The sequence below is a fragment of the Wolbachia endosymbiont (group A) of Norellia spinipes genome (assembly GCF_964273535.1).
The window spans coordinates 431,803-443,905 of sequence record NZ_OZ187006.1 but is presented as its reverse complement, the minus strand read 5'-3'; the positions used below and the strand labels follow the sequence as shown (position 1 = coordinate 443,905).

General features: G+C 35.0%; 12 protein-coding genes and 1 pseudogene. 8 read left to right on the top strand and 5 right to left on the bottom strand.

Annotated elements, in window-relative coordinates; all coding sequences use genetic code 11:
- Positions 1–24 precede the first annotated feature (24 nt).
- The 5 genes and pseudogenes from ACFZP3_RS02255 (at position 25) to ACFZP3_RS02235 (ending at position 6,466) form a co-directional block, all read left to right on the top strand.
- A complete protein-coding gene (locus tag ACFZP3_RS02255) occupies positions 25–228 on the top strand; it encodes a hypothetical protein (protein WP_386086764.1) in 204 nt (67 codons plus the stop codon).
- Positions 229–948, top strand: coding sequence for a hypothetical protein (locus ACFZP3_RS02250; protein WP_386086763.1), 720 nt, complete (start codon positions 229–231; stop codon positions 946–948).
- Between the two features lie 23 nt (positions 949–971).
- A pseudogene (locus ACFZP3_RS02245) lies at positions 972–2,202 on the top strand (IS256-like element ISWpi15 family transposase).
- A 236-nt stretch (positions 2,203–2,438) separates the two neighbouring features.
- Positions 2,439–4,208: a hypothetical protein gene (locus tag ACFZP3_RS02240; protein ID WP_386086762.1), complete on the top strand. Its 1,770-nt coding sequence runs from the start codon at positions 2,439–2,441 to the stop codon at positions 4,206–4,208.
- Positions 4,199–6,466, top strand: a complete 2,268-nt coding sequence (locus tag ACFZP3_RS02235; protein ID WP_264735337.1) for a hypothetical protein — start codon at positions 4,199–4,201, stop codon at positions 6,464–6,466. Before ACFZP3_RS02240 ends, ACFZP3_RS02235 begins: the two co-directional genes overlap by 10 nt.
- Positions 6,467–6,555: 89 nt before the next feature.
- Here ACFZP3_RS02235 and ACFZP3_RS02230 read toward each other — a convergent pair whose 3' ends face one another.
- The 5 genes from ACFZP3_RS02230 to ACFZP3_RS02210 all read right to left on the bottom strand — a co-directional run bounded on the left by ACFZP3_RS02230 (position 6,556) and on the right by ACFZP3_RS02210 (position 10,801).
- Complete coding sequence (locus tag ACFZP3_RS02230; protein ID WP_264735336.1) at positions 6,556–7,533, bottom strand: hypothetical protein; 978 nt, start codon at positions 7,531–7,533, stop codon at positions 6,556–6,558.
- Positions 7,534–7,628: 95 nt separating this feature from the next.
- The gene (locus ACFZP3_RS02225) at positions 7,629–8,732 is read right to left on the bottom strand and encodes an ankyrin repeat domain-containing protein (protein ID WP_309166543.1); all 1,104 of its coding nucleotides are present in this window, start codon (positions 8,730–8,732) and stop codon (positions 7,629–7,631) included.
- A 170-nt stretch (positions 8,733–8,902) separates the two neighbouring features.
- The gene (locus tag ACFZP3_RS02220) at positions 8,903–9,118 is read right to left on the bottom strand and encodes a hypothetical protein (protein WP_264688148.1); all 216 of its coding nucleotides are present in this window, start codon (positions 9,116–9,118) and stop codon (positions 8,903–8,905) included.
- A 174-nt stretch (positions 9,119–9,292) separates the two neighbouring features.
- Complete coding sequence (locus ACFZP3_RS02215) at positions 9,293–10,471, bottom strand: hypothetical protein (protein ID WP_265044988.1); 1,179 nt, start codon at positions 10,469–10,471, stop codon at positions 9,293–9,295.
- A gap of 138 nt (positions 10,472–10,609) precedes the next feature.
- Entirely contained in the window at positions 10,610–10,801 is a 192-nt protein-coding gene (locus ACFZP3_RS02210; protein ID WP_386086761.1) for a hypothetical protein, read from the bottom strand.
- A 61-nt stretch (positions 10,802–10,862) separates the two neighbouring features.
- Here ACFZP3_RS02210 and ACFZP3_RS02205 point away from each other — a divergent pair, with 61 nt between their 5' ends.
- The 3 genes from ACFZP3_RS02205 (at position 10,863) to ACFZP3_RS02195 (ending at position 11,955) form a co-directional block, all read left to right on the top strand.
- Positions 10,863–11,030, top strand: coding sequence for a hypothetical protein (locus tag ACFZP3_RS02205; RefSeq protein WP_386086760.1), 168 nt, complete (start codon positions 10,863–10,865; stop codon positions 11,028–11,030).
- Positions 11,015–11,308 (top strand): transposase, encoded by a 294-nt coding sequence (locus ACFZP3_RS02200; RefSeq protein WP_253309376.1) that lies wholly within the window; start codon positions 11,015–11,017, stop codon positions 11,306–11,308. The genes ACFZP3_RS02205 and ACFZP3_RS02200 overlap by 16 nt, the downstream gene beginning before the upstream one ends.
- Positions 11,309–11,466: 158 nt before the next feature.
- The gene (locus tag ACFZP3_RS02195) at positions 11,467–11,955 is read left to right on the top strand and encodes a transposase (RefSeq protein ID WP_151807721.1); all 489 of its coding nucleotides are present in this window, start codon (positions 11,467–11,469) and stop codon (positions 11,953–11,955) included.
- Positions 11,956–12,103 lie beyond the last annotated feature (148 nt).

Here is a 12,103-nt window from a genome sequence, read left to right as displayed (position 1 = left end):
GTGCTGCAGTTGGTAGTGCTATTGGTGGTGTTAGGTGGTATTGTTGGTAGTGCTACTGGAAATCGAGCTATAGCTGAGAGAGATAATACTATAGCTATACTAGAGGATGTTGTAGCTGAGAAGGATAACGCTATAGCTGTGCAAAATAATACCATATCTCAGAAGGAAGAAATGATATCAAAATTAGAAGCTGAGAATAAGCAAATGTTAGAAAGTTTTGAGAAATAATTGACAGAAGTTAAAGAGGAGTGTAATTCTGCAATCGCAGCAATAAAACAAGAAAACAAAAATCTAACAGACAAACTTAATGAATCAATTAACAAATCTAAAGAGGAGAGAGAAAAGTCTACGGAGGAAAGAGAGAAGTTGCAAAAGGAAACAGAAAGGTTGCAAAAGCTGTTGAAAGAAGCAGTTAAAAAAGGGGAGGAAACAGGGGGAAGGAATCAAGCGTTGATTAATGAATTAGAACAAGGGATAAAAGATTTAATGAAGCAAGCGGAGGAAGATGAAAAAAGGTATAAAAAGGAAAGAGAGAATTCTAAAGTTGAACAAGAGAACTTAAAAGAGTTAATAAGAGAGATGTCTAAAGCAAAAAAAGAAGCGGAGACAAGACATCAAGAAGAGATGAATCAAATGAAGCAAGAAAGGAAAAGAGCAGAGGAAAGACATCAAGAAGGGATGAATCAAATGAAGCAAGACAAGGAAGATTTTAAAAAAGAGTTAATGGAGGGCCAAAAAGAGTTAATACAAGAGCTAATGAGACGATTTCAGGAGAATCAAGAAAAGAAAACTAATAAAGAAAGAAGTGAAAGTAGGTCAATTAATCATGATATACATGAATCTCAAGCCTCTAATTTAGTAGCTGAGTCTTCTGATGAATTGAATACTGGTCCAAGCTCGGGAGTGTTAAATAAACTGTGTCAAACCGAAAAAAAAGTAATAAATTGATATAAAAAAATGGAGGTTTGACAATGAGTCAGAAAGTAGTAAACAGAACTACCGGTTTGGTAGATTATAAAGAATTAGAAACAAATATCCTGTCGTCTATACGAGAAGGAAGACCGTTGACAGGGAGAAATGGAGCATTAACACCGTTTATAAAAAAGTTGCTGGAGGTAAGCCTGGAAGGTGAAATAGAAAACCACTTGTCGGCTGAAAGCGAAGAGAATAATCGAAGAAATGGGAGGAATGCAAAGACTTTACGTACAAGCGCAGGGTCATTTGAGCTTTTGACGCCAAGAGATAGGGAAGGAAGTTTCGAACCACAAATAGTCAAAAAAAGGCAAACAAACTTACATCCAGAGCTTGAAACGAAGATTTTGAGCACATTTGCCAGTGGTATGGGCTATAGAGATATAGTGTCACATGTTGAGGAAATTTATGATCACAAAATATCGGCGGCAGAGATATCAAGTATTACTGACAAATTGCTACCAGTAATCAACGAATGGCGTAGTCGCCCGCTGCAGTCTGTATATCCGATAGTTTTCATGGTTTTTTAAAGTCAAAGAGGACGGGCATTGCGTAAGTAAATGCATGTATAACATATTAGGCATAGATCAAAATGGCAAAAAAGAAGTATTAGGTTTTTATTTGGCTGAAAGTGAAGGAGCTAACTTCTGGTTGGGAGTGCTAAATGACCTCAAAGAAAGAGGAGTAGAAGATATCCTTATTGCCTGCGTTGATGGGCTGAAAAGCTTTCCTGCAGCTATAAACAGTGTCTTTCCTAATGCGGAAGTGCAGATGTGTATAGTGCATCAGATACGCAACTCACTGAAGTATGTGGCCAGTAAAGATGCGAAGAGTTTTTTGAGCGATTTAAAGAAGGTATATCAAGCTTCAAGCAAGGAAATTGCCGAGAATTATCTGTTGGAATTGGATGAAAAATGGGGCACAAAGTACCCTATGGTTATAAAATCTTGGCAGAATAATTGGGAAAACTTGTCTGGTTATTTTAAGTATTCTGGTCCAGTTAGGAGGATAATCTACACCACCAATCCCATAGAGGGGCTACATAGGCAAATTAGGAAATTCACTAAGACCAAAGGCTCATTTACCAGCATAAATGCCTTGTATAAGCAGGTATATTGTGCTATAAAGAAGGCAGAGGAAAAGTGGACGATGCCTGTACATGATTGGGCATTAACTATCTCTCAACTTGATGTTTTCTTTCCTGGCAGATTGAAAATTGAGTTGAACTAAAAATGCGGTTTGACACAGTTTATTTAACACTCCCCCAAGCTCTGATATAGACGAGCCTGTATTGTCTAATCACGTAAGTAATAACCTCAGCAGATGATTTATAATGTTATAGTTATAAGGGGGTTTTTGTGAAAAATAGGGATCTTGTAGTCCTCTTATTAATTGTAGCATTAGTGGTTCTTTTGCTTATTTTATTGTTAATGTATTTTTTTAAATGGAAAAAGGAGGGTAGTAAAATGTTACCAAATAAAAATGGTGGTGCTAGTAGCACTGGTATGGGAAGTGTACAACATAAAGAAGTTCCTAATGTATCACTTAATTCTCAAGGTGTAGAACGTAAGGATAAAGAAATTCCTACTGCATCTAATTCTCAAAGAGAACAGAGGCAAGATGATTTAACAGTAATAGATCATATGACTTTGGAAGATACGCTCAGGATACTTAAATCTGATAACGTGTTGTCTGAGCTTGATGATGATCTAAAGGACGTTAAAGCGGGAAAGAGAACTATAGAAAACCACAAGGAATATTTTAAAACACAAGTTGACAAGAAACTTACACAACTTTGTAAAAAATATCATCCTAACTCGCCAAAATGGCACAGTATACCTGAAGAAGAAAGACCAAAAGCTCAAGCAATACAGGCAAAATTAGATGACATACGAAGTATATTGAAGCATTTTAATGAAAACTTTTCCCAATGTGATAATTTTAAATACAGCTATTTTAGCAAAGTACGAGTTGATTTTTTAGGTAACAAGGAAAAATTAAAAAACATAACTTACACAGTACTAAACAAGCTAGGCGAGTTATCTCATATTAAGTACGAGAGGTTGGTACCTGATCTCAATGGGTTTTTAAGGTCAAGTCAAGCTAGCATGAAAGGTTTTATCTCAAATAATGTGGACCACTTCCAAAAAGAAAAAGATAATGCTGAATGTTATTTTCAAAGTTATTTAATTGGTTATGAAGAATTGCGTACTAATCTAGAGTTGTTTTGTGATCTATGCAAAGAAAATGATCGCATGGAACCTATTGCAACTCAGATGTTAGAAGAGTGTAAAACTCAGGGTAAAATATTAAATAAAGTTTCTGGTCATTTAATAAATCACGAATATTCTTATTGCATTAATGATAAACGAAGTTACGAACAAGCAGAGAAAGATTTTACTTTACCGTTTATAGAGTATACTAACATTTTAACTATATGTAATGAGATAGTTAATACAAAAAGGTGGAGAGAGCTTGTTAGTAATGAAACGATATATAAAACTGTGGCTGATAACAAGGTTGTTAGAAATTTAAATAGCTTTTTATCATTGCATGAACTTTCTCATTACCTTGTAACATATTATTGCTATGGAAATGAGGAAAATGGAAAATTAGCTGCTAAGCTTTTGCATATTAACTCATTGGATAAAGAACATGCATTACAGCTGCTTGTTCAAATAATCAATGTATACTCAAATTGTCTAGAAAAGGAATTTCAGCCTGAAAAGGATTTTTATGAAAAAGTTGCAGAAGTGCAGATGAATTTTCTGAGGACAATGAAAAATTTGGGTGATGAATTTTGTAAAGATCTGAGGCAATACAATGAGCAACTTTACGAAGTGCATTTGGAGCGGAATGAAGTAGTATCAGAGATGTGCGAACAAATTCGCGAGCAAGGAGAATTTTATAAACAAGCTTCAGAGCTTTGTGAACAAGCTTCAGAGTCTTGTAGGCAAGATTCAGAGTTCTTAATAGGACATTTAGAACGTGAGGAAGCAGCCAGTGCAGAAAGGGAGGAAAGGTTAAAAAAAATGATTGAAAGTGTTAAAGAACAACGCAACAAACTTAGTTGTAGCTCATCTAGCCAGCAACAGCCTGCAAACCAAGCAGATGATCAGCCAGATCCAAGTAGCGAGCTAAGTGGAGTGCAGCCAATATCGCGCAGTCAGTCACTGGATTCTTCACATTCTAACGATAGTGATGTTGAAATAATCAGCAGATCACAATGTCGTTAATGTGGCAAGAAGAAGCAATTAATTTTCTTGCTGGGCAGAGAAAATATAGAGTACTATGGTGGGGTTTTGGCCCCACTCTGCTTGAGAGTTTATGCAAAAAGAAAGGCTTTAATGCTAAAAAACTTTTAGAAGATAAGTTTTCTGAAGGAATAAAAGAACAGTGTATAACATTGCTTGAGGCTTTTGGTGAGGAAAAGTTGTATTGGTGGTGGCCGTGGAGTGGTAAGCTAAAAGATGCTCAAATAGATAAGAAACAATGTCAGAGGGCAGGAGAATATGGGAACTATTCTTGGTTTTGGAAGATAGTTTTGGGTCTATTTACTTCAGTTTTGATTCATTGCCGGGTTCTACAATGGAACAGTTTAGTTACAAATTATTATGGGGGTTGTATGTTTAAAAAGGGAAGTTTTGAAGGCAGAAATCAAGCAAGAAACAGAAGTCAAGAAGTACCAACAACATCGACTAATATTTCTGATAATTTAAATAAAGGACCTGATTTGATGACTCTGGGTGATGTATTAAAATTGTTTGGTTTACCTAAGCTGCTACAAGAACTTGACGTTAGTCTTGAAGAGGTAAGAAGGCATATAAAGGATGAAAAAGAACATGAACAACGTGTTAAGGATGCTGATAAGGAAATCAGGAATTTGTCTTTAAAGTATCACCCTGATAGAGTTCAAAATAGAGGTGGCTCTGATGAAGAAGTAGCACAAGCTAAAGAGATGCAAACCGCACTGGGTACAACAAGAACGGTATTAAATAGCCTTACTAAAGCATTTTTAAAGGATCTTGATGTTGACTATAAGTATGGGTTTTATGCAAAAATGGAAATTAGTTTACTAGGAAATGAAGATGAGGTAAACAAGCTGAATTTTGGAATATTAAATAAATTAGCTAGAGTGTCAGAAATTAAACAAGGGAAAATAATAGCAAACATAAATAGCTTTTTAAAGGCAGGCCAATGTGGTATAGAAAGCTTTATTAATGATGAGTTGGATAATTTTAAAAGAAATAGAGATGATGCTCTACTCTATTTAAGCATGTGTGTTAAGGGATATAAAAAATTAGTTAAAGAGTTTAATGAAGTAAAAAAAGAGTGTGGGAAAGTGTGCGAGAAAGATAAAGCACTGAAAGGTATATATTCTTCAATATGTAATATGTTAATTGAGAGTGAAATGCAATTGGATATGTTGCAAGAATTAGATGAGTTTGCTACAGACTCCTTACAAAAAAAGTTTCAACCTCCCAGAGTTTATGAAGATGCGGATGAATATTTTGTGCTACCGTTTATAGAATATGTTAGCGTTTTATTGATGTGCAGTAAGATGTGTGTTAACGTAGAAAAAAAGAAAAACAAAGAGAAGAAATCATGGTTTTCTTTCCTTCTGGAAGGGAATTCATCACAGGAAACGAAGGAAAATTCAGAGATTAATTTTGAACAAGAAAGGGTGTTATACGGTTATGCGCATTGTTTAGCATCGTATTTTAACGGCAATAATGAATACGGAAAAAAAGTAAGAGACATCCTTGAAATAACAGGTAATAAGGAAATCAGCCATGAAAAAGTGAGAAATAGATTTTTTGAAATCATAAAAATAATCAAGAATAATTTAGCACATAAATTTAAACCTGATTCTTATATAGAAGGTGGTGTTGGAAAATATATTATGGAAGAGTACATTAAATGGACAAAGATTATGGATGATGTATTGAAAAGAGCAGAGAAGTCTATAGCTGATACTGACACTTATATAGAGAGCTCTAGAATAGAGAATAAGAAGCTTCGAGAAGATTGTGATAGGGTCATAAGAGGGAATGCAAAACTTGAAGAAGAATGTAGGAGATCTACAGAAGAGAGTAGAAAAACGAGAAAAGAGTTACAAAACTTTACGCAAGAATTGTTTAACTATATAGGATATAGCAGAATAGCTCAGAATGAAGAGGCAAGTACTAGCCAACAACAACCCTATGCTCAAGGTACTAACGATCAACAACAAGAATCAGCTATTCAGGCTTCTAATGCTAAATTTGATCAGCAACAAAAACCAAATGCTCAAGCTGCCAATGATTCAAATGTGCTGCCAATGTCGCGTAGTAGGTCGTCAAGCCTGTCAAGTTCTGGCAGTAGCAATAACGATCAGTCAGGTCCAAGTAGCAGGTTAAGTAAAGTGCAACCAATTCCACACAGTCAGTCATTAAGTTCTTTATATTATAACGATAGTGATATTAAAATAGACAGCAGATCACAATGTCGTTAATCTGACAGGCGTAGCAAGTTAAGCGGAAATGGCACAAGTGTGAAAGGAGGTAATGTTAGGTTAATGGTTTAAGAGATTTTCTAAAGAAATTATCTTATAGCTTCAAGATTGTGTAGGCCAGTCACTTGACATATTACATTGGTAGGAATACCCACTTCAAGTAGATTTTTTGCCATTTCTGTTCTCCCTATTTTTTTACCCTTTTCTTTATCAATCTGTATTCTTTTAGATACTGACATAATTAATGAATAAAATTTATCACGTATTTCTTCATCCTCAATTTTATTATACTCTCTCACTAAATCTAGTACTCCATTTTCTCCTTCTCTATCCTCATTACTTCTTTCAATTTCAACATTGCCTTTTTCTATTAGTTCACTAATTTTCGGCAGTAGAGTTTGAGCGTGCGTTGATAATTTGTCTGCTGCGTTACATAGTTTTCCTATTGTCATGATATGTGTTCCTTGCTCATAGCGTCGTATTTGACCACCTGTTAAACCGACTTCATTTCCTAAATCCTCCTGAGAACGTCCTCTTGCTAGCCTCCAGTCTTTCATATTTTCCCCTGTTTTATAGGCTATAAAATTAACTATCTCTGTTTTATTATGTTTCTCAAGTTCATCTTTAGACAAGCCTGTTGTTTGGAGAATGATATCAACAGAAATACCCGCTTTAAGTAAATTCTTTGCTACTTTAATCTTTCCTGCTTTTTTACCTTCTTCTTCCCCCACCTGGATAGATTTATTTAATGCAGAGGCTATCTTACATAATTCCTGGTTCCTAAATTTTTTACATTCTCTAACTAGATTTAATGTTTTTTCTACCTCACCTTTCTCTGATGCCATCGATTCAGGCAGTAGTTTTGCCATATCAATCATTAGTTCCACTACTATCATACAGAATATAATGATTGAAATCGGATTTTCCCCTCGCTCATATCTGGACATTTGCTTCTCTAATACTCCGACTTTACTTCCTAGACCTGCCTGAGTATATCTTTTCTTTTCCCTCTCATGTTTTAATTTTTTCCCTACTTCGTAGTCTGTTAACTTTGTGTCATTAGTCATGTCTCTTTAAAAGAATCTCAAGAAAAGATATACTCTTTAACCTAAGATTCTATTAAAGGAGACTTTCCTTTGCACTACCGTAAGAGAGTAAGACTTCAGTAAAAATCATATTTGATGATGTCCAAGCTGTCCTTCTCAACGTTTTCAACATTTTCGGGAATAGTTAATTTTCTTGTTCCTGCTATGTATTCAACTACCTCTAAATAATCATCATTCCATTGACCATTAAGGGCATAATGTAATGGTGTATTCCCATATTTCTTAGTGGCCTTAATTTCAGCTCCTCTCTCTATGAAATATTTTACTAAATCAATGTTAGCGTGGTAAGCAGCCCAATGTAGAGGCGTTCTGCCCTCATTGTCAGTTACATTTATATCCACGTTTCGCTTCTCCACAAGATACTCTACTACTTCACTATTATTCCAATAAGCTGCCCAATGTAGTGGTGTACTACCTAGATTATCAGTGACATTAAAATTTATTCCTTCTTCTTCTACTAGATATTCAAGGACACATGACATACCAGACTCATCGCCTATAGCTGCATAATGTGCTAGCGTACAACCATTGCTACTAATGGCATTCTTGTCGGCACCATCTTCTATAAGATTTTCTACCACATATGAGTACCCACAAAAAGCAGCTATATGCAAGGGTGTTATCCCATGTCTATTAGTTGCTTTCACGTTTGCTCCTTTTTCTACTAGATATCTAGCTGTTCTCTCACAACCACCATGAGCAGCGTGATGCAGAACAGTATTACCCTTCTTGTTTGCTGCATTTATGTTGAAGTTTTTTTCTTCCACTAGATATTGAACTATTTCTAACTTACCGTCTATAGCAGCTATATGCAGAAATGTTTCACCATTTTCTTTAGTAGCATTAATATTAGCTCCTTTTGCTATAAAATGTCTTACTATATCTAAGTTACTTGCTTCATGTAGAATGTTATCACTAACATTAGCCCCTTTCTCTACAAGATATACAGCTATATCTGTGCTACCTTTATAAGCAGCAATATACAAAGGAGTATATCCATACCTATTAACAGCATTAATACCAGCACCTTTTTCTATAAGATGTTTAACTGCTTCAAGATTACCTTCTTCCACAGCTAAATGCAAAGGCGTATTCCCTTCATCATTCTTAACATTAACATCTTTCTTATCTACTAAATACTTTTCTATGATATTACACATACCAACCTCACTAAATTAATAAAACTATTCCATTCTACAGACACAAACATTATTTTTTTATTAACTGTAAAACCCGTATAAATTCCTATATGCACTGCTTATTCTCTCTCATGAGGATACTCCTAATCGTGTTAATATCTTATATGTATTAATTAATAAACTCACTTTCTTCACTCTTCAATGGCCTCTTCTATAACAGCAGCTATTTCGTTCAGCTTCTTCACCTGATTAACCTCTGGGTTCTCACGCATTTCCTTTAGCACCTTTTGATAAAGATCTTGTCTTTTCTCATTATCGAGCAGTTTGCAGTATAGTTTTAGCTGCTCAGGGGTCTTTGATAGTAGTCGTGCTAACACTGATTCTCTGTTATTGTTATTATTACTCATGTAAAAATCCTCACTAATTAACGCTTCAATTTTTTTTAATGTTTACTACTATTTTCTTAGTAGTATTGGCATAAAGCCATCTATTTTGGCGGAAGTCAAGAAATTTTTTAAATATTTATTTGTTATTAATAATAGTAAGGATATCAATATATTAATTTCGGTAGAGCATTTCCTTCACAAACTAGGAAGAGATTTAACATCTAGTTGCTCTACATTTTCCACTTTCTCGAGCTGTGTGCTGGGCTTTAGTGCATCATACAACGCAAAACTTATACACGCTAATCCAACACTTCCCCCAATAATCGCTATGGCATACATTTTCAATATATAAGCTACAACACTACTGACTAGTAACGCCGCACCAACACTACCAGCCAAGATTGCTCGTCTTTGTTGCATTGATGGTTTTTCTTTTTTGTCTGCAGTATTTTCTTTGCTAGATCCATTATCAAAACATGCAGCAGAAGAAAGGCTGTTGGAAGCATTTGGCTCTTGTATGTCAGTTTCTGTTACAGCAGTTTCATTTTTTTCGCATATTCCAGTATTATCGAGCTTTTCTATTGAAGCAGCGATGTGCTCTATAGCTATTGTATTACTTTCATTACTATTTTCGCATGGCTCAAGATATTTATGTTCTATAGATTCTTCAAGACTACTTTCATTATTATTTTCATATGCGTTAGCCGGTGCCTCGATATTACCGATAGTATCTTGAAGCACTTTTTCACTTCTAGCTGTAGTAGTTTTGGCTGTTACAACAGTGGGCTGCTGGGTTGCTCTCTTATTAAGAATATTTCCCAGTTCTCTTACAGCTTCACTATTTTCACACGCTTCAGCATAGGTGAATGGGGTGTAAGTCATTTCCTTGCTATTTGAATGTTTTATAATTATTCTCTTTTTTAGAATATCTTTCAAAATACCATTTTCCTCAGAGATCTTTAACACTGCTCTAATCATGTCATTGTCTCTACGTGATATAGCATCTGTAAGTATTGTATGAATTTCTTCCCGACCATCTGAATGTTTTGTGGTCATCTCTTCATTCAGAACTTCCTTTAATAGTTTTTGTTTTTTGGCTTCTTCTAAAAGATCTTTTACAGCTTGATTATTTTTATGACTTATAGCATAATGTAGTAGTGACAACGTCTCCTCTCTACCATGATACTCGTAAGTTATTTTTGCTAAAAGAATCGTGCTTGCGTTATAGCTGGACTTTTTGAATATTCCATTTTTGAACTTTTCGGCAACACCTTCCCCTTCTTCTATTTTTCTTGCTAGTTTTTGTATATTCTTTCTATCTTTATCTGTTAACTCATATATATCACATACTAATGTCAGTTTTGACGTTTTCATAATGTTTTCCCCTATTAAGATTTATTGATTTAGTGGTAGTAGTTGCAGTTGCTCACCCCATAAAGTTGGTACTTTCTTTCAATCAAAGGTATTCTACTGTTTTAAATTCCATGTAAAGATTTAGCTTATCTTTTACATCTAAACAGCATTAACACGATTTGCCTTTTTGTAGATGAGTAATTCTCTAGGGATTATCCTATTGAATTCTATGATATTATTTTTTGTAACATTGTCTAAAGTGCCCAGACACTGGGATCCAGGAAACTTAACTCTACACCAAGTAAATGTACAATAAGAACTAGATTCCAGTGTCAAGCACTGGAATGACAAGTTCTCGGCAACCCCTACATCATACCGCCGCGGTATCTCTTAGCCGCTAACAAGTAGCGGGATGACGATTGTCAGGGTGTCATCCCAGCGCCCCTATGATTTCATCCGAGTAGCTGACACTGGGATGGCTTTGTTGCATCGCTCAAGTGAAAAGAACTGGCAGTTACTGACAAAATTCATTATAAATAGCCATTTAACTGTTGAAGAAAAAATATGCCACAAAAAATGAGAGTCAGTAACTGCCATGAATATAACAAATTTCTCCAAGAAAGAGGAAGCATTTTTTGTTATATCAATGACGCCATAGAAAATTGGTACGAGAATTGTCCAAAAATGCAGGGCGGCAACTATATTTATAGTGATAAAGTTGTGATTTTGGTGCATATAATCGTCAGTTTCTTTAGAATTGGTTTAAGACAAACAGTCGGGTTTATAAAAGGGTATTTGCAACAAATAGGAAGAGATTTGGCAGTTATCAGCTATTCACAAGCATCAAAAGAAACTTAATATTAAGATAAATGATTGCAGAATTGATAAAAATAATATGGAAGATATCGAAATTGCTATAGACAGTACAGGAATTAGTATATACAACAACACACAGCAAGGAAAATAGCACTGACAGAAAATATCGTGGCTATGAGCAAACGAGAAAATTGCACGTAATGTTGAATATAAACAACAAAAAAGCCATAGCTGTAAAATACAGTAACGGTGTCTACTCTGATCACTATGGAGCTTGTGATTTGCTAAAAGAAGTTGATTTTCAGCATGCCATAAAAGCACTATATGCAGATAGAGCATGTGATAGGCACAAGTTTTATAAGTTGTGTAACGAATATGATATAAAGACAAAAATTCCACCAATAAACAATGCGGCAGAACATCCAGAAATAGATTATATGTCTGACAGGAATGCTGCTATTAGGTTAATAAAATTATACGGTGAAGATGGCATGAAAGAATGGAAAAAAGAAGTAAATTATGGGAAAAGATCTTATATTGAAGGGTTTTTCTCAAGATTAAAGCAAATATTCGGATTTAGTTTTAGGAATAAATCTGAGATAAATCGAGAAAAAGAACTGCTAATCAAATGCTATTTGCTTAATAAATTCACTGATATTGGTATGGCTAAATTTGAGATAGTTACATGAATTTACCATAAATCACCATCTCATAAAGTGTGATGCAACAAAGCCATCCCAGTGTCTGGGCACTGGGATGACACCGTCATAAAGGAACCAGTGTCAGCTACTTGGATGACAGGAGAATGACACCCTCCTTGGTAGGCCCAAATTGCAA